Origin of the sequence: Acinetobacter sp. ANC 5600 (assembly GCF_002018395.1) — a bacterium.
GTDB classification, from domain to species: domain Bacteria; phylum Pseudomonadota; class Gammaproteobacteria; order Pseudomonadales; family Moraxellaceae; genus Acinetobacter; species Acinetobacter amyesii.
The window spans coordinates 62,482-83,203 of sequence record NZ_MVKW01000009.1; the positions used below are offsets into that span (position 1 = coordinate 62,482).

Consider the following 20,722-nt stretch of genomic DNA (forward strand, 5'->3'; position numbering starts at 1 on the left):
CCTCGCTTTCAATATGCAGGTTGATTTTTATCTTATTCAGCAGCAAGCGTTGACCAAAAATATCAAACGACTCGCCCGTTCTCATCATTGCACTAGGTTGATTAATCCGTACACTCAAAAAACCAATAAAAATTTATAGATCATAGGGACAGGATTATGAGCGAGGCTTACATCATTGATGCCATTCGCACACCGCGCGGCAAAGGAAAAAAAGACGGTTCACTACATGCCGTTAAACCGATTAGCCTACTGACCGGTTTATTGAACGAATTACAAAACCGACATCAATTTGACACCGCTGCAGTTGACGACATTGTACTGGGCTGCGTGACCCCCATTGGTGACCAAGGTGCAGACATTGCAAAAACCGCAGCCATTGCAGCAGGTTGGGACAATGATGTGGCAGGCGTACAAATCAACCGTTTTTGTGCATCAGGTTTGGAAGCCGTAAATATGGCTGCACAAAAGGTGCGTTCTGGCTGGGAAGATCTGGTGGTTGCAGGCGGTGTAGAGTCGATGTCTCGTGTGCCGATGGGCAGTGACGGCGGCCCTTGGGCGCTCGATCCTGAAACCAATATGGCTTGTGATTTTATACCACAAGGCATTGGGGCAGATTTAATTGCCACCATTGACGGTTATAGCCGAGCAGATGTGGATGCCTTTGCAGCCAACTCTCAGCAAAAAGCCGCAGCAGCCCAAGCCAAGGGTTATTTTGACCAATCTGTCATTCCGGTTAAAGACAAAGCAGGCGTCACTGTTTTAGCCAAAGATGAATTTATTAAACCAACGACCACAGCAGAAGGCTTAGGCAAACTCAACCCAAGTTTTGCCATGATGGGTCAAATGGGCTTTGATGCCATCGCCTTACAAAAATATCCTGAAGTGGGTGCGGTCAACCATGTACACCATGCAGGCAACTCATCGGGCATCGTAGATGGTGCTGCCGTGGTGTTGCTTGCCTCTGAAAAAGCAGTCAAAGAACAAGGTTTAAAACCACGCGCCAAAGTGCTGGCAACAGCATTGGTAGGTGCTGATCCGACCATTATGCTGACTGGCCCTGCACCTGCTGCACGTAAAGCCTTAGCCAAAGCTGGCTTAACCATTGATGATATTGACCTATTTGAAGTGAACGAAGCTTTTGCAGCAGTCGTGATGCGTTTTATTACCGAACTCAAAGTTGATCCTACCAAAGTTAATGTGAATGGCGGTGCAATTGCATTAGGACATCCGCTGGGTGCAACAGGCGCCATGATTTTAGGCACCCTGATGGATGAACTGGAACGCCAAGGTAAAAAACGCGGTTTAGCAACACTTTGCGTGGGTGGCGGTATGGGCATCGCAACGATTATTGAGTTGGTATAAGGAGAATAAAAATGAGCGCAATTCAATTTGAAAAAAATGCCGACAATATCGTCATTTTAACTTTAGATTCTCCAAACCAATCTGCCAACACCATGAATGCAGACTTTCGCACGGCACTGGCTGAAACGGTAGACAAACTGCAAGCAGATGAAAATATTGCAGGGATTATTTTCCGTTCCGCAAAAAAAACCTTCTTTGCCGGCGGTGATTTAGACGAACTGATTCAAGCTACACCTGAGCATGCAACTGAATTCTTCAATATGATTGAAGAGATGAAAGCCAAACTGCGTTATATCGAAACCCGCGGCATTCCAGTTGTCGCAGCTTTAAATGGCACAGCGCTTGGCGGCGGCTGGGAGTTAGCTCTTGGCTGTCATTATCGAATCGCCCTTAATGATGCTAAAGCGAAATTTGGCTTACCTGAAGTAACCTTAGGTTTACTGCCGGGTGGTGGCGGTATTGTTCGTATGGTACGTTTATTGGGTCTGCAAAATGCATTTCCGCTCTTGATGGAAGGCAAACAAATTGGTGTCGAAAAAGCCAAATCATTGGGGCTGATTCAAGACACTGCAGATAGCCTTGAAGAATTGATGGACAAAGCCATTGCGTGGGTCAAAGCCAATCCAAAATCACAACAGCCCTATGATGTAAAAGGCTATAAAATTCCGGGTGGCTCGCCATCAACTCCAGCGGTGGCACAAATGCTTGCCATTGCCCCCGCTATGCTGCGAGATAAAACCAAGGGCTGTTACCCTGCGCCTGAAGCCATTATGTCAGCTGCGGTTGAAGGCGCTCAGGTGGATGTCGATACGGCGCTCACCATTGAATCACGTTACTTTACTTACCTTGCAACCGGTCAAATTTCTAAAAATATGATCGGCACCTTTTGGCATGGTCTCAACGCTATTAAGTCTGGTGCAAGCCGTCCAAAAGACGTTGCGAAATGGCAAGCCACCAAAGTCGGCATTTTGGGTGCAGGCATGATGGGTGCAGGCATTGCTTATGCCACAGCATCAAAAGGCATTGCGGTTGTACTCAAGGATATCTCTGTAGAAGCTGCTGAAAAAGGCAAAGCCTATAGCCAAAAACTGCTAGATAAAAAAGTATCTCAAGGCCGTTTAAGTGCAGAAAAACGTGATCATGTTTTAGGCCTGATTCATGCCACTGCAGATGCTGCCGACCTACAAGGCTGTGACTTGATCATTGAAGCTGTGTTTGAAAATGTCGAACTGAAAGCCAAAGTGACGCAAGAAACAGAAACCTATTTGGCAGAGGGCGGTATTTTTGCATCCAACACCTCAACCTTGCCAATTTCAGGCTTAGCCAATGCATCTCAAGATCAAGCAAAATTTATCGGTCTGCATTTCTTTAGCCCTGTCGACAAAATGCAATTGGTCGAAATTATTAAAGGTAAAAACACATCGGCTGAAACCTTAGCCAAAGCCTATGACTATGTACAGCAAATTAGCAAAACACCAATTGTAGTCAATGACAGCCGTGGCTTCTTTACCAGCCGTGTCTTTGGCACCTTTGTGCAAGAAGGTTTACGTCTACTGTCTGAAGGCGTACACCCTGCCCGCATTGAAATGGCTGCACTAAAAGCTGGCATGCCTGTAGGCCCATTGGCGATTCAAGATGAAGTGTCTTTAACACTCTCTGAGCATGTTGCAAATGAAACACGTAAAGCCCTACAAACCGAAGGCAAAGACCTGCCTCGCTCAGGAGCGGATGAGGTGATTCAAACGATGATTCATGAGTTTGGCCGTAAAGGTAAAGCTGCCGGCGCAGGTTTTTATGAATATCCTGAAGGCGGTAAAAAGCACCTCTGGGAAGGCTTGAGTAAATGGCAGAAAGATAATGCTATTTCTGAACAGGAAATGATTGACCGCTTCCTATTTGTACAGTCGCTCGATACGCTACGCTGCCTAGAAGAAGGCGTACTTGAATCAACAGTAGATGGTAATGTCGGATCAATCTTCGGGATTGGTTTTGCCCCTTGGACAGGTGGTGCACTTCAATTTTTAAATCAATATGGTTTGGAAAAAGCGTTACTTCGTGCCAATACACTAGAAGCAAAATACGGCGAACGCTTCAAAGCACCGCAATTGCTGAAAGACAAAGTGGCGAAAGCTGAGCAGATTTAATTATTCATTTTCAGCATTCGTTTTGTGATGTGAAATTACATTAAAAAGGAGCTTCGGCTCCTTTTAATTTTCCTTCGCATTCGCGTGTTTGCAAACAAATCTAGATTTTACGCTAACTCTCATCTGTTTTATGTTATAAAGTAACAAGTTTTTTGATTTCTTTTTATCCGATTGAGTAGCTTGTTATGACTGATCATACTTCTCCTGAAAAATCACCGTGGGGCTGGAAAGCACTGATTATCTTCTGTATTTTAGGTGCGCTATTCATGGGTATTTTCTGGCTTGCTGTGACCAATGAACCAGACTATATGCCGAGCCAACAGAAAAAAGACAATACTCAACAGCATGCATTTAAAAATGCCCCTGTGATGTCAGAAGAAGCGTTGAAAAAGGCGCAAGCTGATCAAGCAGCTCGTGAAGCTTCTGCGCCGACTGCAGCAGATATGCAGATGACTGAAGAACAACATGCACATATGGATGACATGAGCCCTGAACCTACTGCATCGAATGATCATGGTCACTAAGCTTTGACCTCATCTATATAAAAAAACGCTTAAAATATTAAGCGTTTTTTTATATAGATGTCCAATTTTACGTATTTAAGCCAAAGCCATGTACATATCTTGATGCGGAATACCACAATCTAAATATTCAGCACCTTCAACAACAAAACCTAAAGCTGCATAAAACGGTATAGCATGCACTTGTGATGATAGTTTTAAATATTCACGTTGCTCTAATTTCGCTTGTTCGATAATGGCTTGCATCAAGATTTTACCAATACCCTGACCGCGATAGGCCTTTAAAACAGCAACACGACCTATACTGTTATTTTTCAACAAACGTGCAGTTGCAATAGCTTTCATCCCATCATGAACAATAAAATGCAGTGAAATCGCATCTTCTGCATCCCATTCATCTTCGGGCGATATCTGCTGTTCTAAAATAAAGACCTGTTCACGTATCGGCCGAGCTGCAGATGCCAGTTGCTCCCACGGACCAAATTGAATATTTAACTGCTGCATCCCTTCATCCTTTAGCATTTACAGCCAATATCTTGCTGGTCCCATTGATCATTCAACAATAATTCTAACGAATGCTTTTGAATGCCATACATGTCTTTTAAAGCTTGGATCTGCGCCAATACCGCTTGATCAGGTTCGACATAGTCTGCACGTTTGGTTGCCAAGATCATTTTATTTTTACTGGTATGTTCAAGTGCCACAAATTCGAAAACTTTGGTTTCATAACCATATGCTTTCAATAAAAGTGCACGAATCGTGTCGGTGAGCATTTCTGCTTGCTGACCTGCATGAATGCCAAATTGCAACATCGGCGCAAGTACTTGCGGCGCTTTTAATTGCGGACGCAGTTCTTTATGACAACATGGCGCACACATGATCATTTGCGCATTTAATCGAATGCCGGTATGAATCGCAAAGTCCGTTGCCACATCACAGGCGTGCAGCGCAATCATGACATCTAAACGCTCAGGCGCATAGGTACGAACATCACCTTGGAAAAAATCCAGTTGGCTGAATTTCGACTGCTGCGCAACGCTTTGGCAAAATTCCACCATTTTTGGATTCAGCTCAACCCCAGTCACTTTAGGCACTTGCTGGTGTTTTGCTAAATAATCATATAATGCAAAAGTTAGATATCCCTTGCCTGAACCAAAATCCACAACATGTAGAGATTGATCAGTCTCTTTAATCTGACTTAAAGCGCCTGAAAAAATTTCTACAAATTTATTAATTTGTTTCCATTTACGCGCCATGCTCGGAATAATTTGTGCTTTGGCATCCGTAATACCGAGTGGCTGTAAGAAATAACTGTCTTGATCGACATAGCGATGTTTTGCTCGATCATGCCCTTGCTGCTCCGTAGGATTTTTCCCTAAAGCAGGCTGCTTTTTGCTAATGCTTAGCATGGCTTTCTTTTTATTTTTTTTGAGCTGAATTTCTTCATCCAAGGTCATCAGGTTGGCTTGCTTACAACAGCTCAATAAACTTTCGACTTGTTGATACGCAGATGCAATTGGATAATTTTTGGTGATGTCTTGGGTTTTATAACGATATAAACAGCTAAGAAATGACTCACCTTGCAGCGAAATGACTCGTAAGGTCATTTTTTCTAATTGGTCTAATTCACCTTTATACTGACTCAAGATCATGCGATCAAAACGCTGTGTTTCAATGGCTTGCTGAAAGGCCGCTAAAAATTGCTGCTCTTGCGTAGAGGGAGAAGCCAATGATGACATAATATAAACCTAGATAAATTTGCAAAACAATTTTAAATCTTCTTACACCAAAAGCAAAATTGAATTACTATACATGTGTATATTTAAATTATTATAAAAGATACGTTATGAATCCTCCCCATCTTTTAGCTTATGACCAAGCTGAAGAAAGACTGAATTTCTATACCCATGCTTTCGGTGCAGCGTTGTCGGCCATCGCAGGTATCCTACTGATTTTAAAAGGATCATATCTTCCAACTGGACAATGGCTTGCACTTTGGGTGTATGCATTCAGTATGCTGTTATTGTTTTCAGCGTCGAGTCTATATCACTTCGCAGAATCTCCTGAGCGCCGTGGTTGGTACAAAAAACTCGACCATACCGCAATCTATTATTTAATTGCAGGCACTTATACCCCGTTTCTGGCAATCGCACTGCCTACCGCAAAAGCGCATTATTTACTCATTGCACTGTGGGTTATTGCCGCTATTGGAACACTATTCAAATTAATTTTCATTCATCGTTTTCAAAAGATTTCGTTGATTGCTTATTTGGTGATGGGATGGCTTGCAGTACTGGTAATGGATGATATGCAACGCTTTTTATCTGATCAAGCTTTAACCTACCTGATCATTGGCGGGCTATCTTATACAATCGGTGCATTGTTTTATGCCTTAAAAAAGGTAAGATATACACACGCTATCTGGCATATTTTTGTATTGATAGGTGCAGGATCACATTTCCTGTCGATTTATCTCTACGTGATATAACCCACTGACACTGCATTCTTTAGTGACCCTAATTCCGCAGTCCGTAAGTTGGTATTTCGTATTTTTTTAAGAAATTACGCCTTTTTTAAAAAGATTACGCTTTTAAAACTAAGTTCAATTATTTTTAGTAAGTGTAAGGTCCACCATGGCGTCTTCAAGTGCTGCTGCCACTGAACAGCAACCAACAAATTCAAAATTCCGCGTACTTACAGCAAGTCTTGTAGGTACCACAATCGAATTCTTCGATTTCTACATCTATGCAACTGCGGCTGTAATTATCTTCCCGCATCTGTTCTTCCCTGCAAGTACAGATCCAACAACCGCAACGATTCAATCTCTAGCAACGTTTGCGATTGCCTTTATTGCTCGCCCGATTGGTGCAACCTTCTTTGGCCATTTAGGTGACCGTATCGGTCGTAAAGCCACATTAGTTGCCGCTCTCCTCACCATGGGGATTTCTACAGTATGTATCGGCTTGCTTCCAACCTATGCTCAAATTGGTATCGCTGCTCCGCTCATGCTTGCACTTTGTCGCTTAGGTCAAGGTCTTGGTTTAGGTGGTGAATGGTCAGGTGCCGTGCTACTTGCAACTGAAAATGCGCCAGAAGGCAAACGTGCTTGGTATGGTATGTTCCCTCAATTAGGTGCGCCAATCGGCTTTATTCTTGCAACAGGCTCATTCTTGACCTTAGGTCACTTCATGTCTGAAGCTGAGTTTATGCAATGGGGTTGGCGTATTCCATTCATTGCAAGTGCGCTATTGGTTATTGTCGGTCTGTGGATTCGTTTAAAATTACATGAAACACCAGCGTTCCAAAAAGTATTGGATAAGCAAAAAGAAGTAAATATTCCGTTCAAAGAAGTGATCACTAAGCACTGGGGGATGTTAATTCTCGGTACGATTGCTGCGATTTGTACATTCGTTGTGTTCTACTTAACCACAGTATTCGCTTTACAATGGGGTACAACCCAGCTGGGTTACACACGTGAAGAATTTTTAAAACTTCAACTGGTTGCCACACTTTGTTTTGCTGCCTTCATTCCACTTTCTGCTGTATTTGCTGAAAAATTTGGTCGTAAAACGACTTCGATTGCGGTATGTGTTGTATCAGCATTGTTTGGCTTAGTCTTCTCAAGCATGCTTGAGTCTGGCAGTACTGCGATGGTGTTCTTATTCCTATGTATCGGTCTTGCGATCATGGGTTTAACCTATGGTCCAATTGGTACGGTATTGTCTGAAATCTTCCCAACGTCTGTACGTTACACAGGTTCAGCTTTAACCTTTAACATGGCTGGTATTTTTGGTGCATCTTTCGCGCCATTGATCGCAACTAAACTTGCAACTGGCTATGGTTTATATGCAGTAGGTTACTACCTAACTGCGGCATCAATCCTTTCATTGATCGCGTTCTTAATGATTCGCGAAACTAAAAATGATGATGTGAACAATCAGGTTTAATCTGCACTTAATAAAAAAGCCAGCACCTATTGCTGGCTTTTTTATATCTCAAATTGAGTCAATGACCTGATTAGCTACTCTATAGTTGACATCATTTCGATTTTATTCATGAATGCAGCTTAGATCCAACTGAGCAATACACATCATCTGTTCCAATACACGGTCATTCACTTAATTTCAAACAGCAAATGAATGGCACGATTCAATTTTATTAACCAAACAAGGTTTGTAGCTCTTCATCAAGAGGAACAGTCACCAAACCGTTTAGCGATAATGAACGGTAGTTTTTGATTAAACCAACTCGATAATATCAATGGTCGGTGGTACAAGAAAACGGAAAGGTACCCCAACCATGCCCGTACCAACAGTGACAAAGACATCTGCATTGTCATGCTGATATAGCCCTTTTTTATGGCCTAAAATCGACACTTTTTTCATTACATAATCGGTCAACCATGGCAATTCCACTTGTCCACCATGTGTATGACCCGACAACATCAATGGTCGTCCTGGCAGTTTAGGCACCATATCGACGGTATCTGGATTATGCGACAAAATGATCCAAGGCTTATCCTGTGGCAATTCTGGCAAATAGCGCATATCGGCTTTACCAGCCCATAAGTCCCCAACGCCTAATAAACGAAACTCATTAAACTCCACCACTTGCCCTTCGATATCCACCACATTGTTACTTTCTAATGCATGTTTTAACAGCGCTTGAATAGGCGGACCGGGATATTGCTCATCATGATTACCATTCACCGAATAAATCGGAGCAATAATTTTTTTTAGTACGGCCAGCTCTTCAGCTAACTTATTTTCTGGCTCGTAAGTCCAATCGCCTGCAACCACGACCAAATCAGGATTTTGCGCATTGATTTTATCGACGATCATTTTTAACTGACGTTCATGACCCGAAAATAAACCAATATGTAAATCACCAATTAAGGCAATGCGTACAGGCTTTAATAACTGTCGTGTTTCATGCAATTGATATTGACATTTTTTCACCTGAATCATGTGCGGCTCGATAAATCGGGCATAGCACAAAAGCCCCGTAACAGCACCGACAAAAATCGCTTCATGTAGTGAATAATAGCCACTCCAGCCTGCATAAAAGCTAAAGAAGAATAAAGGGATAAGTAAATACGAAAGATAGAATGCCAACAAATGTACGAAAGCTTTAAACGGATGAATCGTTTCCGTGCGCGACTGACTTAACCAAGCTTGAGAAATTGCCCAAACGCCCAGCACAGCCAACCCGATATAAAAATACATCACTACGGAATCTAATTCCCACATACATTTGCTCTACAATTTGCCTAACGAGAAAACTCGGTCACTATATTTATCTTTTCACAGCTGACACTTATACTCAAATCAAATTTTTTAGTATGTCTAACAGTATGAACTCAGCTACACCGAAACAGCAAAATTTGCCCTTCATACACAACCACACTAAGGCGGTTTTGCTGAGTTGTAGCCTTGTTTTGACTTTATCTGCATGTAGTACCTTGCCTAAACAGCAAACTCAACCTGTGGAATATGCCTTTAATACTCCCACTGACGATACTAGCCTTGCGAAAATTGTGCTGCCGCTACGTGAACAAAATCCAAATTTAACTGGTTACCACGTTCTGTATGACCCATTAGAAGCCTTAGCGGCTCGAATCGAGCTAATCAATAAGGCCGAAAAAAGTTTAGATCTACAATACTATATTTGGGATAACGACAAAATTGGTGCTTTGGCCCTACATGCCATGATCAAAGCTGCAGATCGTGGGGTGAAAATTCGTTTATTGGTCGATGACAACAATGCAAAAAAAATGGAAGGCATTTATATGGCACTCGACCAGCATGCCAATATTGATGTCAAACTGTATAACCCATACCGCTTCCGACATTTCCGCCCTGTCGATATGGTGCTGGATCTAAAACGTATCAACCGCCGTATGCACAACAAAAGCTTTATTGCAGACAATCAAATCGCATTGATTGGTGGTCGCAATATGAGTAACCAATACTATAACGTCAGTGATAATTATCAATTTTCCGATGTTGACGTCATGCTGGTCGGTGCGGCATCCGATGAAATCATCCATTCTTTTGACGAATATTGGAATGATGATTATGCCTTTCCAGTACGTCAATTGGTCAATCCACGCCACTATAGTTTGCGCTTCGACAGTCTCAAACAACAACTCGATGACTATAACCAAGAAGCCACTGTGGTCAATTATTTGGACTTAGCTAACCGTTCACATGCCTTTGATGACTGGCTCAACAATAAAATCCAATTTGACTGGGTCAAAGCCGAAGTAGTCAAAGATTCCCCGAGCAAAATCAAATCTAAAGCCAAAAAAGAAGAGCACCTTAACTTTCAGCTCCTCAACCGTTTAGATAAACCGGAACAAAGTGTCGATATCGTTTCAGCCTACTTTGTCCCAGAAAAAAAAGGGGCTGAACGCCTAAAAAACCTTCGTGCAGATGGCGTAAAAGTCAGAGTCTTGACCAACTCATTCCAGGCCAATGACGTACCATTGGTTCATGCTTTTTATAGCAAATATCGTCAAGACCTCTTGGAACACGACGTTCAACTCTATGAGTTTCTCTCTAGACCTGATGCAGAAAACCTCAACACCAATACCAAAGAGTTGGCGGAAAAATCTAAAGTTAGTCTAAAAGGTTTAAGCCGTTCAAGCCTGCATGCCAAACTGATGGCAATTGATGAAAAACAAGTCTTTATCGGCTCATTTAACTTTGATCCACGTTCAGCATATTTAAATACTGAAATTGGGGTATTACTGAATAGCCCACGCTTAGCCAAAGCCGTCCACTACACCATGGATGAAAATTTAAGTAAATATGCCTATAAGTTAGTGCTCAATGCAGACCAACAGATCAATTGGAAAATTAAGCTGTCAAATGGTCAAACGCGTATTTATCCACGTGAACCGAAAATCAAGTGGTGGCAAAAAGCAGGGGTGAAATTTATCTCTTGGTTGCCGCTCGAAGGCTTTATGTAAGGATTATGCTGCAAAGGCATCCCCTTGCAGCCTGTATCATTAAATTATTTAGCTTCAACTGGAACTGGCGCTTTAAGAACTTTAGCTTGAAGCTCTGCTAATCCCTGATTCATTTTTTGCTGCACTTCTTGTGTCAGACTGTCAACAGTATGACCTGCCGAATCAATTGCGGGCAATGTCATGAGATGCGCTGTGACTTTCGGCATTTCTAAGACATTTTTGACATGTCGATCAAAGCTAATGTCTCCGACATAGGGCGCAATATTATCGAGTTCACCGTCCTGATTCACATAGCAAATTAAGCAAATTTGGACTGGACGTTCGGCTTCAATTGCCGCACCTAAAATACGACCATGAATTTTTTTAATTTTGCTGCCATCTGAAGTGGTGGCTTCTGGGAAAAAGAGTACCGGCGTATCTTGTTTTAAGAAGCCCGTAATTTGTTCTTTAATTTTAATCGAGTCGCCAGAGCCACGCTTAATAAATAAGGTGCCACCGCCTTTCGCCAATTTACCCAGCACTGGCCATTTTTCAATTTCAGCTTTCGCCAAAAAGAAAACACGTGCGCCAGAACCCAAAACTGCCACATCTAACCATGAAATATGATTACTTACCCAAAGGGCTGGTTGACGTGGAATTTCGCCATGCACTTTGACTTCAAGATTAAATACTTTGCATAACTTGCGACAAAAATACTGCACATAGCGGGTATTTTGCGGATTATTCGGGTCTTTATACAATTGATGACGATAAACCAAATAAAAACCCTGCGTCACGGCAACAGCTGCTGCACCGACTTTTTTACAATACAAATAAATTTTTGAAAACACATTAATTTGCGGTGTATTGACGATTTGAGGTTGATTCATAAACGGTTCACTAAAAGGACACGGTGCCACAATTTGGCGTAAATTTTCATCATCATATACCGAAGACAGTTTTTTTGCATTGATCATAAAAACCGAAGTCGAAGATAATATTTTCCCATTTTAATCGTTTTTAAAAATCAAATATTATTTTTATATCGGTTTTAAAGGTTAAAATTATGAATCATTCATATTCAGACAATCCCCCTATTTCTTCATGGCAAGCGTTAAAAGCCATTGCTTGTTTTTCATTGATATATGTGAGTGTGCTTTTCTTATTGGCGCTGAGCTTTCGAAGCTTTCTCTAATTGAATAGCACTACATACAGAACTTAGCCATTAATCCCTCACTTAGATTAACCCTCGCACTGCATTTTCGCCTAAAATGAATCTTTAAACAGGAGTGTGTGCTGAGTGGAAAATTTAAATCAACATCAAGCGAGCGGTGAACGCGTAATTTTAGTCAGTGTGGCAGTACAAATGCTTGCAGACCTTGATGCCGAAGAATTCCACTTACTTGCTCAATCTGCAGGTGCCAATATTCTGCAACATGTGCATGCTCAGCGTATTAAGCCTGATGCCAAATTATTTATCGGCTCAGGGAAAGCTGAAGAAATTGCAGAAGTAGTCGCAGAATATGAAGCCGAATTGGTCATCTTTGACCATGCTCTCACCCCTGCCCAAGCACGTAATCTTGAACGCATCATGCGTTGTCGTGTGGTCGATCGTACAGAATTAATTTTAGATATTTTTGCCCAACGCGCACGTACCTATGAAGGTAAGTTGCAAGTTGAATTGGCCCAATTACAACATATGGCTTCACGGCTGATTCGTAGTCGTGGCGATCTCGATAGCCAAAAAGGTGGGATCGGCCTACGTGGACCGGGTGAAACGCTGCTGGAAACTGACCGTCGGCTACTCAAGCTCCGTATGGGACAACTCAAAGCGAAACTTGAGAAAGTCCGCCAAACACGTATGCAAGGTCGTGTGGCACGTCAAAAAGCTGCTGTTCCAACCGTGTCATTGGTGGGTTATACCAATGCTGGTAAATCGACCTTATTTAATAATTTAGCAAAAAGTGATGTCTATGCAGCAGACCAACTTTTTGCGACACTTGACCCAACTTTACGCCGTCTACATTGGGATGGTATCGGCAACTTAGTTCTCGCAGATACTGTAGGTTTTGTGCGTAATTTATCGCACTCACTGGTCGAGTCGTTTAAAGCCACCTTAGAAGAAACGTTGGAGGCGACCTTATTGTTACATGTCATTGACTCCAGCAGTCCGGACATGATGGAACAAATCGAGGCTGTCGAAAAAGTACTGAAAGAAATTGGTGTCGATGTTCCGATTCTTCGCGTTTATAACAAAATTGATGTCAGTTGCGAAGATCCTAAAATCATCTATGGCAAGCCACATCAGCCGGAACGTGTTTATGTCTCAGCACATAGTGGTAAAGGTCTTCCCTTATTACGCCAAGCGGTTCAAGAATGCTTAATGGGACAGATTCAAAGCTTTGAAGTCCGTCTAAAACCGGCTTATGGCAAATTAAGAACACAGCTGTATGCGCTCAATGTAATCCAAAATGAAAGTTATGATGAACAAGGCAACTTAATTTTGCATATCATCATCGCCCCACATAAATTAGAACAACTGATTAAACAGGCGCATTTACCTATCGAAGAAATATTGGGAACGTGTGCGCAACAATTTCAACGTCCACTTGAAGAATTTGAAATTAAAGACTAAATCGGTTAAAACTTGATTAGTATAATTTTAACGAAAGACAAAAATGGACTGGATCAAGCGCATCGACTGGAAAGCCTGGATAGGCACTATTGCATTAATTATTATTTTCCGTGAAGGTGCGGTCTGGGTCATGAAGCAATTCAATCACCCAGAATTAGGCAATCTAGTCGGTTTGATTGCCCTCTTGATCGTGCTTTCATTTTGGAGAAAATTCAACAAAATTCCAGCCAGTTTGGTCGATACCAATAATAAAATCATGAAAGAAAGTGCCTTTGCCTTCTTACCCATTAGTGCAGGCTCATTGCTGATGATGATGCATTTAGGTGATGAAATTCCAATGTTTTTGATTGTTCTCTTTGTCAGCACCCTCATACCGCTATGGGTCTACGCAAAAATGTCTAAGAAATGGCTATAAGGAGAATCAACATGCTTTCAATCATCTCTGGATTCATCATTACCCTGATCGCCTATCTTGTCGCAAAACCCATTAATAAAAAATTACCGCAAATCCCCGTGATTGTGATTGGGATGTTTTTCGTCATTGGTATGCTCTATCTTTTTGGCATTTCCTATGAAAGTTATATGGCACAGGTGAATCCACTGTTCAATAACTTACTCGGCTATGTCACAGTGGCCTTGGCCATTCCTTTAGCAGCGATGCGCTACGATGACTTGCCATTAAAAGCCGTGGGCGGGATTTTAGTCTTTGCCAGTATCAGTGCGGTTGCCCTCCCTATGGGGCTGGCTTATTTGCTGCATTTGTCAGATCCAACCATTATGGCTTTTGCTACACGGGCAGTGACCACCCCAATTGCCATCAACATTGCGACGCTGCTGCATTCCCCGATTCCTTTGGTGATTTTGATTGTGATTTTATCAGGGGTGATTGGCGCAGCATTTTCACCCATCATACTCAAAAATATTCATGATGAACGTGCATCAGGACTCGCCTTAGGACTTGCTGCACATGCGATTGGCACAGCTCAAGCTTGGCAGCGCGGCAGCATTGCTGGGCGCTATGCGGCATTTGGCATGGCGGTAAATGCAGTATTCACAGCAATCTGGTTGCCAACTTTCATACTCTATCTACAAAATATGTGACTGAGCAATCACTTTTAAATGATTGTTTTGTATAAAAAATAAACTTAATATAAATTCAATGGTACACCACAACACATTGAACGATGTGCTGTGGATGTTACATTTTTGGTAAAGGCACTTTTGTGCAACATGTCAACTTTCCCGAATAAAATGTAAATATTTACGCTTAGAGTAGTTGCTCTAAGTTCAAATATTACCTAGTATGATCAATAAACCCTCACAAAGTGTATTGATAAAGGATTATTAATATGATCGAAAAAAGTTTGAAATGGGCTGTATTATTCGGTGCTGTAGTTACAAGCTCCGCACTCTATGCTCAAGATCTTACAGGGACTTGGCAACAAATTGACGATAAAACTGGTTCGCCTAAAGCACTGATCGAAATTCGAAAAGATGCCAAAGACACCTATACCGGCAAAATTGTGAAAGTGACGCCACGTCCGGGTTATACACCAAAGGAAAAATGTGTGAATTGCCCTGCACCTTATACCAACCAGCCTATTTTAGGGATGGATGTATTTAAGGGGCTGAAACTTGAAAGTGAAAATACCTACTCTCAAGGAAAAATTATTGATCCTTTAGCAGGCAAAATTTACAGCTTAAAAGGCAAAATTTCTGCCAATGGTAAGCGCTTACATTTACGTGGATATCTGGGGATTTCCGCGATTGGTCGTACACAGACATGGATTCGCGTTGAATAAATTTTAAATTTATTCAGTAAATTGATTTGATATAGGTGAACCACCTACAGGGAATATCTGATGAAAAAATTAAAAGTGAGCCTCTTATTCTTAGCTGCTGTAATGAGTGGTTCAGCTTTTGCTCAAGACCTTTCAGGGACTTGGCAACAAATTGATGATAAAACAGGTTCACAAAAAGCCATTATTGAAATCCGTAAAGAAAGTAATGGAACATTCGTGGGTAAAATCATCAAAGTGACGCCGCGTCCGGGCTATACGCCACGTGACACCTGTGTAAACTGCCCTGCACCTTATAAAAACAAACCGATTTTAGGCCTTGATGTGTTAACTGGTTTAAAACATGTTGAAGGGACCAATAATTACGACAAAGGCCGTATTATTGACCCACTTTCTGGCAAAATTTACGACACAAAAGTTCGCTTAAATGCCAGCGGAAAACGTCTCACGCTGCGTGGCTATATGGGTGTTTCAGCACTCGGTCGTAGTCAAACTTGGATTCGCCAAGAATAAGCTCAGTGTTATAAAAACCGCCAACATGGCGGTTTTTTTATGCCTAAGATATTCAAATTATTTTAAAAATAAAGTTGACTATTCTCGTAAACTTTCTAACATACGTGCTCATAAATCACGCTTCTAGGGGAAAAGCGATTATGTTTAAAAAAATATTATTCAGCCTTTGCACATTCGGATTGATGAATGGTGCATTTGCAAATGACATTGCTGGCACGTGGCAACAAATTGACGATAAAACAGGAGCGGCCAAAGCGATTATTTCGATTCACAAAGAATCCAATAATACCTATACCGGTAAAATTATTAAAATTACGCCACGCCCGGGCTATACACCGCAAAAAAACTGCAATAAGTGCCCTGCACCTTATACCAACCAACCGATTCTCGGCATGGAAATTGTTAAAGGTTTAAAGCAAATTAATAATACAAATAATTATGAAAAAGGTCGTATTATCGACCCTCTTTCTGGCAAAGTTTATGATGCTAAAGTGCGCTTAAACAGCACAGGAAAACGTATTTCGATCCGTGCAAGTATTGGCGTTTCAGTCTTAGGTCGTAACCAAACTTGGATTCGTTTAGACTAATCCTCACACCAATAAAAAGCCGCATCAATGCGGCTTTTTTATTTTTAAATACTTACATTACAGGATTATCGACAGCAAACATGTGCTGATCTTCTAAACGATAGGCCATCAACTGATTGCCCCAGACACATCCGCCATCCACATTTTGGATTTTTGCTGAAATGCTTTTTCCTTGTAAAGCAGCCCAATGACCAAAAAGAATTTGATGGGTCTGAGCTGCTTGTGACTCAAACTCAAACCATGGCTTAAAACCCTTCGGCATAGGGTCATCGAGTGAATCTTTAAAACTAAACTCTAAACGGCCTTCTGCATCGGTTAAGCGCATGCGGGTCAAATAGTTGGTAATACAGCGTAAGCGCGCATGACCAGACAAATCATCCGTCCATAGGTTCGGCTCTTTACCGTACATCACTTGAAGAAACGCATCAACCACATCAAAGTCGTCATGACCAATCACCGCTTCCACCTCTTTTGCCAAGTCTGCGGTTTGCTGCGCAGTCCAATTCAAAGGAATGCCTGCATGGGTCAAAATGGTTTGCTCATTCGGAAATAGACACAGCGGCTGCTTGCGCAACCAATCGATCAAATCATCACTTTCTAAAGCGTGAATCACATCATCGATATTGTCTTTAGGATTGATATCCTTAATACCACGAGCGCATGCCAGCAAAGTCAGATCATGATTGCCCAGTACCGTCGCCGCAACTTCACTATCCACTAATTTTTTGATGAACCGCAAAGCGCCTACCGAGTTTTCACCCCGTGCGACGAGATCACCGGCAAACCATATAAAATCTTGGTCTGCATCAAACTTGATCTCTTTCAGTAAAGCTTTTAATGCTTCAAAACAGCCTTGAACATCACCAATGACATAGTTATAGCGAATATTGCGAGTCATAATTATTAAGCCACCATTTGATCTGCTAATGCGACAAATTCTGCAAGTGTTAGGGTTTCAGGACGCGCCATTGGATCAACCCCTGCATTTTCAAAACCATCTTCAACCAACATGCCTTTTAAGCTGTTACGCAAGGTCTTGCGGCGCTGAGTAAAGACATGTGAAACCAAACGCGCAAGCGCTTTTTCATCTTTCGCCACAATCGGTTTAACGGCATAAGGCTCTAAACGGAATACCGCAGAGGTGACTTTTGGCGGCGGATTAAACGAACCCGGCGGAACTTCAAATAAAAACGTCGGTTTGCAGAAGTATTGAATCATCACCGATAAACGACCATATTCTTTAGTATTCGGTGAAGCGGTAATACGGTCCACGACTTCTTTTTGCAACATGAAGTGCATGTCTTTGACTTTGTCGCCAAACTCCAAGAGATGAAACAGCAGCGGTGTCGAGATGTTATACGGCAAGTTGCCAACCACGCGCAGAGGACGGCCTTCGGCAAACAGCTCGGTAAAGTCATATTTCAGCGCGTCGGTTTCAACAATGGTTAAGCGCTCAGGATGCGGCACACGGCCCGGCAAACCTGCAGCTAAGTCACGGTCCAGCTCAACCACAGTTAGAGCATCACATTCACCAATTAAAGGCGATGTAAGCGCAGCAAGACCGGGACCAATTTCGACAATATTGTCACCAGTACGCGGATTTACCGAACGTACAATTTTGGCAATAACACGTTGATCATGTAAGAAATTCTGTCCAAACCGCTTACGCGTGTGATGCCCTTCATCTTTTGGGTTTAGGGCATTAATTTGATACATAAAATTCTCCGCATAGGTTTATTACAACGATTACTGACTTGATTCAAATTCACTCAAGCGAGCAAAAATTTCTTCGGACTTGGTCACATTATCCCGAGCCGCTTTAATTACACTGAGCAATGGCTCTCTTTGTTGCAACAAAGCCATTGTTTCAGATTTCATCATTTCTTCAGTTTCAGCCTGAATGGAGAGCAAACTTTCACGCATTTCAGCATTGTTTACGCGCTCTACACCCAGTTCGGGATTACCATTCAGTTGAGCCTTCAAATAAATATTGAAAGTTTCAAAATCTGCTAAAAAGTCATCTAAATCGTCTGGATGAATAGAATTCACATCAGTTAACTTCAGCAAAGAACTCAACATTCGTCCCGCAATATAGACTTGATTTTTGGCAATCATTGCTTGAATAGCTGAATTGTTTGCTCTAGCCATCATATCAGCCAGAATGTTATATTCAGCTTGAATACTTGGAATGGTTTCACTTACAAGAAGTTGATATTCATATAGCGCACTCAGGCTATTTTGATGCTGTACAAGCAGATCAATATTAGCATTGATTGCCTGTCCATCTTGAAGCATTTTATCAGCACCGCCACGATTCGCATATTTTTTATGCACCGCAGTCAGCGCTTGATTAAATTTTTGCTGATTATGTTTAAAGCCATCCACGGCAGCCGGTGATGCAAAACGTATAAATCCTTCCGTCTGTTTTGGAATTTGCAGCGATAATACTTTTAATTCACAAGAATGATGATCTGTAGCGAGCGTTGAGCATGCTGACAGCATCAACGCTAACGCAATCCAAAAAAATGGGCGAATGATCGATTTTGCCCTAAGCATCTTGTTATTTTCCTGTTTTATTTTTGATAATTTTTTACTATTATTCATGTAAAATTCAAACCTTTATTATTAAGTTTCGTTATTTTTCGCACGTGCTAATTCTAAAGCCAAATCAACCGCCACCTGTAAACTCGAACTTTTAGCAAGACCAGTTCCAGCCAGTGACAGTGCTGTACCGTGATCCACTGAAGTCCGAATAAATGGTAAGCCCAAAGTGATATTGATGGCTTCGCCAAAGCCCTGCGACTTTAACACAGGCAAGCCCTGATCGTGATACATCGCCAAAACCGCATCTGCATCTTTTAAATTTTCAGGGGTAAATAAGGTATCCGCAGGTAAACTCAAGCTCATATTGATTCCCTGAGCACGATAGCTTTCCAGCACGGGATTAATCACTTCAATCTCTTCCATGCCCAAATAGCCGTCTTCACCCGCATGCGGATTAAGACCGCACACCAAAATATGTGGGTGATCTTTCTTAAATTTGGTTTTTAAGTCATGAATTAATATATCAATCACTTGATGCAAACGTTCTTGAGTAATGGCATCTGCAACATCACGGAGCGGTAAATGTGTTGTTGCCAATGCGACACGGAGCGTTTTGGTCGCAAGCATCATCACGACACGATCAACGCCTGCAAATTCTTGATAAAACTCCGTATGTCCACTGAAATGAATACCGGCATCATTAATAATCGACTTTTGCACAGGTGCAGTTGCAACACCTACACTTTTGCCAGACATCGCATAATCTGCAGAACGCCGTAATTGCTCCAACACATAGGCTGCATTGTGCACATCTAACTGACCGGCGATGACAGATTTAGCCACAGGTACATGTTCCACATAAAGCTGACCTAGAGCTGCCGAACCCTCCTGCCCAACATAGTCAATCAGTTCAACTTCGAGCTTTAACTGTTGAGCACGCTTGAGCAGCAAATCTTTATCAATAAGAACCACAAGTGGCCTTTCATCTATTCGATTGGCTAAGCTCAAACAAATATCAGGTCCGATACCTGCGGGTTCACCGCTCGTGATATATAAAGGCAGCATGGGTCTATCCTGTGTGTGCAATAGCATTATTATACTGTGTGATGCACATGACAGACCTAATTTATTGATTAAAAATATCGGACTAAAACTCAAAAATAAGCGCGTTGTGCGACATTGTATGGAATGAAATCGAAAGCAAAACCTGAAATGCCAATGATCCAAATCAATGCAATAAGAATTACAATGCCACGCTGAACGGCTGACACATGTTGCGGGTACTTCGTTATCAGCCAAAAAGACATACCGCCCACAAGCAATAATCCAATCAACAGATAAACCAATAAATAACTAAGGAAAAATAAAGTGAGCATCATTAACAAAACGATGATCGCACCATCCGCCCCGTGCAAATACACCAAATACAAAAAAGTTGGGCTTAAAACTAAGGCGCTACATAAGCCCATTAATTGCAACCATTGCCGCCAAAATGAGGGTTCAGATGTGTTTTTTAACAGATTAGAATTCGACATGATTTACTTTCATCCGCTTTTTTTATAATTTCTGGATTATCTGCTGTTTATTGCTGAAGAAATATACTACAATACAGCGCTTGAAATTTTATATTTTCATTTGTGATTCTTCACGTATTCGTATAGAATC

The 20,722-nt window shown here is 41.8% G+C and carries 21 protein-coding genes; 12 read left to right on the forward strand and 9 right to left on the reverse strand.

The features are described 5' to 3' along the window. Positions 1-156 precede the first annotated feature (156 nt). The 3 genes from B1201_RS15145 (at position 157) to B1201_RS15155 (ending at position 4,030) form a co-directional block, all read left to right on the forward strand. The gene (locus B1201_RS15145; protein ID WP_078194259.1) at positions 157-1,362 is read left to right on the forward strand and encodes an acetyl-CoA C-acetyltransferase; all 1,206 of its coding nucleotides are present in this window, start codon (positions 157-159) and stop codon (positions 1,360-1,362) included. 11 nt (positions 1,363-1,373) lie between these two features. Continuing rightward, entirely contained in the window at positions 1,374-3,506 is a 2,133-nt protein-coding gene (locus B1201_RS15150) for a 3-hydroxyacyl-CoA dehydrogenase NAD-binding domain-containing protein (protein ID WP_078194260.1), read from the forward strand. A gap of 185 nt (positions 3,507-3,691) precedes the next feature. Next, entirely contained in the window at positions 3,692-4,030 is a 339-nt protein-coding gene (locus B1201_RS15155) for a hypothetical protein (RefSeq protein WP_078194261.1), read from the forward strand. A 75-nt stretch (positions 4,031-4,105) separates the two neighbouring features. Here B1201_RS15155 and B1201_RS15160 read toward each other — a convergent pair whose 3' ends face one another. After that, on the reverse strand, positions 4,106-4,531 hold the full coding sequence (locus B1201_RS15160; RefSeq protein WP_228144792.1) for a GNAT family N-acetyltransferase: 426 nt from the start codon (positions 4,529-4,531) through the stop codon (positions 4,106-4,108). Positions 4,532-4,542: 11 nt separating this feature from the next. Further along, complete coding sequence (locus B1201_RS15165; protein WP_078194263.1) at positions 4,543-5,766, reverse strand: class I SAM-dependent methyltransferase; 1,224 nt, start codon at positions 5,764-5,766, stop codon at positions 4,543-4,545. A 107-nt stretch (positions 5,767-5,873) separates the two neighbouring features. Between B1201_RS15165 and trhA the strand changes: the two genes are divergently transcribed. Further along, positions 5,874-6,515, forward strand: a complete 642-nt coding sequence (trhA, locus tag B1201_RS15170; RefSeq protein ID WP_078194264.1) for a PAQR family membrane homeostasis protein TrhA — start codon at positions 5,874-5,876, stop codon at positions 6,513-6,515. 145 nt (positions 6,516-6,660) lie between these two features. Next, complete coding sequence (locus tag B1201_RS15175) at positions 6,661-7,974, forward strand: MFS transporter (protein WP_078194265.1); 1,314 nt, start codon at positions 6,661-6,663, stop codon at positions 7,972-7,974. 291 nt (positions 7,975-8,265) lie between these two features. Here the strand turns inward: B1201_RS15175 and B1201_RS15180 are convergent, their stop codons facing one another. Further along, complete coding sequence (locus tag B1201_RS15180) at positions 8,266-9,276, reverse strand: metallophosphoesterase (protein ID WP_078194266.1); 1,011 nt, start codon at positions 9,274-9,276, stop codon at positions 8,266-8,268. A 104-nt stretch (positions 9,277-9,380) separates the two neighbouring features. On the opposite strand from B1201_RS15180, the gene B1201_RS15185 reads away from it, so the two are divergent. Further along, positions 9,381-11,000 carry a phospholipase D family protein gene (locus B1201_RS15185; RefSeq protein ID WP_228144793.1) on the forward strand — a complete coding sequence of 540 codons (1,620 nt, stop codon included), beginning with the start codon at positions 9,381-9,383 and terminating at the stop codon, positions 10,998-11,000. A gap of 44 nt (positions 11,001-11,044) precedes the next feature. Here B1201_RS15185 and B1201_RS15190 read toward each other — a convergent pair whose 3' ends face one another. Further along, positions 11,045-11,869 (reverse strand): lysophospholipid acyltransferase family protein, encoded by an 825-nt coding sequence (locus B1201_RS15190; protein ID WP_078194285.1) that lies wholly within the window; start codon positions 11,867-11,869, stop codon positions 11,045-11,047. A 410-nt stretch (positions 11,870-12,279) separates the two neighbouring features. Between B1201_RS15190 and hflX the strand changes: the two genes are divergently transcribed. The 6 genes from hflX (at position 12,280) to B1201_RS15220 (ending at position 16,513) form a co-directional block, all read left to right on the forward strand. Then, a complete protein-coding gene (gene hflX / locus B1201_RS15195) occupies positions 12,280-13,614 on the forward strand; it encodes a ribosome rescue GTPase HflX (RefSeq protein WP_078194268.1) in 1,335 nt (444 codons plus the stop codon). A 43-nt stretch (positions 13,615-13,657) separates the two neighbouring features. Next, entirely contained in the window at positions 13,658-14,029 is a 372-nt protein-coding gene (locus tag B1201_RS15200; protein ID WP_078194269.1) for a hypothetical protein, read from the forward strand. Between the two features lie 11 nt (positions 14,030-14,040). Further along, positions 14,041-14,715 (forward strand): LrgB family protein, encoded by a 675-nt coding sequence (locus B1201_RS15205; RefSeq protein ID WP_078190106.1) that lies wholly within the window; start codon positions 14,041-14,043, stop codon positions 14,713-14,715. A 248-nt stretch (positions 14,716-14,963) separates the two neighbouring features. Next, complete coding sequence (locus B1201_RS15210; protein WP_078194270.1) at positions 14,964-15,416, forward strand: DUF2147 domain-containing protein; 453 nt, start codon at positions 14,964-14,966, stop codon at positions 15,414-15,416. A gap of 60 nt (positions 15,417-15,476) precedes the next feature. Next, positions 15,477-15,926 (forward strand): DUF2147 domain-containing protein, encoded by a 450-nt coding sequence (locus tag B1201_RS15215; RefSeq protein WP_078190108.1) that lies wholly within the window; start codon positions 15,477-15,479, stop codon positions 15,924-15,926. A 140-nt stretch (positions 15,927-16,066) separates the two neighbouring features. Further along, positions 16,067-16,513, forward strand: coding sequence for a DUF2147 domain-containing protein (locus B1201_RS15220; protein WP_078194271.1), 447 nt, complete (start codon positions 16,067-16,069; stop codon positions 16,511-16,513). Positions 16,514-16,565: 52 nt separating this feature from the next. On the opposite strand, the gene B1201_RS15225 is transcribed toward B1201_RS15220, so the two are convergent. From B1201_RS15225 to B1201_RS15245, 5 genes are all read right to left on the reverse strand, one after another. After that, positions 16,566-17,411 carry a symmetrical bis(5'-nucleosyl)-tetraphosphatase gene (locus B1201_RS15225; RefSeq protein ID WP_078194272.1) on the reverse strand — a complete coding sequence of 282 codons (846 nt, stop codon included), beginning with the start codon at positions 17,409-17,411 and terminating at the stop codon, positions 16,566-16,568. A gap of 5 nt (positions 17,412-17,416) precedes the next feature. Beyond that, a complete protein-coding gene (gene rsmA / locus B1201_RS15230) occupies positions 17,417-18,229 on the reverse strand; it encodes a 16S rRNA (adenine(1518)-N(6)/adenine(1519)-N(6))-dimethyltransferase RsmA (protein WP_078190111.1) in 813 nt (270 codons plus the stop codon). 30 nt (positions 18,230-18,259) lie between these two features. Beyond that, positions 18,260-19,117, reverse strand: a complete 858-nt coding sequence (locus tag B1201_RS15235; protein WP_143221713.1) for a pilus assembly protein PilJ — start codon at positions 19,115-19,117, stop codon at positions 18,260-18,262. Between the two features lie 21 nt (positions 19,118-19,138). Continuing rightward, positions 19,139-20,122 carry a 4-hydroxythreonine-4-phosphate dehydrogenase PdxA gene (gene pdxA / locus B1201_RS15240; protein WP_078194274.1) on the reverse strand — a complete coding sequence of 328 codons (984 nt, stop codon included), beginning with the start codon at positions 20,120-20,122 and terminating at the stop codon, positions 19,139-19,141. A gap of 89 nt (positions 20,123-20,211) precedes the next feature. Further along, the gene (locus B1201_RS15245; RefSeq protein ID WP_143221714.1) at positions 20,212-20,592 is read right to left on the reverse strand and encodes a hypothetical protein; all 381 of its coding nucleotides are present in this window, start codon (positions 20,590-20,592) and stop codon (positions 20,212-20,214) included. Between the last annotated feature and the right edge of the window lie 130 nt (positions 20,593-20,722).

Excerpts from the sequence above, each read along its gene's own strand:
- B1201_RS15145 (WP_078194259.1), top strand. The coding sequence starts at position 157 with ATGAGCGAGGCTTACATCATTGATGCCATTCGCACACCGCGCGGCAAA.
- B1201_RS15150 (WP_078194260.1), top strand. The coding sequence starts at position 1,374 with ATGAGCGCAATTCAATTTGAAAAAAATGCCGACAATATCGTCATTTTA.
- B1201_RS15155 (WP_078194261.1), top strand. The coding sequence starts at position 3,692 with ATGACTGATCATACTTCTCCTGAAAAATCACCGTGGGGCTGGAAAGCA.
- B1201_RS15160 (WP_228144792.1), bottom strand. The coding sequence starts at position 4,531 with ATGCAGCAGTTAAATATTCAATTTGGTCCGTGGGAGCAACTGGCATCT.
- B1201_RS15165 (WP_078194263.1), bottom strand. The coding sequence starts at position 5,766 with ATGTCATCATTGGCTTCTCCCTCTACGCAAGAGCAGCAATTTTTAGCG.
- trhA (WP_078194264.1), top strand. The coding sequence starts at position 5,874 with ATGAATCCTCCCCATCTTTTAGCTTATGACCAAGCTGAAGAAAGACTG.
- B1201_RS15175 (WP_078194265.1), top strand. The coding sequence starts at position 6,661 with ATGGCGTCTTCAAGTGCTGCTGCCACTGAACAGCAACCAACAAATTCA.
- B1201_RS15180 (WP_078194266.1), bottom strand. The coding sequence starts at position 9,276 with ATGTGGGAATTAGATTCCGTAGTGATGTATTTTTATATCGGGTTGGCT.
- B1201_RS15185 (WP_228144793.1), top strand. The coding sequence starts at position 9,381 with ATGAACTCAGCTACACCGAAACAGCAAAATTTGCCCTTCATACACAAC.
- B1201_RS15190 (WP_078194285.1), bottom strand. The coding sequence starts at position 11,869 with ATGAATCAACCTCAAATCGTCAATACACCGCAAATTAATGTGTTTTCA.
- B1201_RS15200 (WP_078194269.1), top strand. The coding sequence starts at position 13,658 with ATGGACTGGATCAAGCGCATCGACTGGAAAGCCTGGATAGGCACTATT.
- B1201_RS15205 (WP_078190106.1), top strand. The coding sequence starts at position 14,041 with ATGCTTTCAATCATCTCTGGATTCATCATTACCCTGATCGCCTATCTT.
- B1201_RS15210 (WP_078194270.1), top strand. The coding sequence starts at position 14,964 with ATGATCGAAAAAAGTTTGAAATGGGCTGTATTATTCGGTGCTGTAGTT.
- B1201_RS15215 (WP_078190108.1), top strand. The coding sequence starts at position 15,477 with ATGAAAAAATTAAAAGTGAGCCTCTTATTCTTAGCTGCTGTAATGAGT.
- B1201_RS15220 (WP_078194271.1), top strand. The coding sequence starts at position 16,067 with ATGTTTAAAAAAATATTATTCAGCCTTTGCACATTCGGATTGATGAAT.
- B1201_RS15225 (WP_078194272.1), bottom strand. The coding sequence starts at position 17,411 with ATGACTCGCAATATTCGCTATAACTATGTCATTGGTGATGTTCAAGGC.
- rsmA (WP_078190111.1), bottom strand. The coding sequence starts at position 18,229 with ATGTATCAAATTAATGCCCTAAACCCAAAAGATGAAGGGCATCACACG.
- B1201_RS15235 (WP_143221713.1), bottom strand. The coding sequence starts at position 19,117 with ATGAATAATAGTAAAAAATTATCAAAAATAAAACAGGAAAATAACAAG.
- pdxA (WP_078194274.1), bottom strand. The coding sequence starts at position 20,122 with ATGCTGCCTTTATATATCACGAGCGGTGAACCCGCAGGTATCGGACCT.
- B1201_RS15245 (WP_143221714.1), bottom strand. The coding sequence starts at position 20,592 with ATGTCGAATTCTAATCTGTTAAAAAACACATCTGAACCCTCATTTTGG.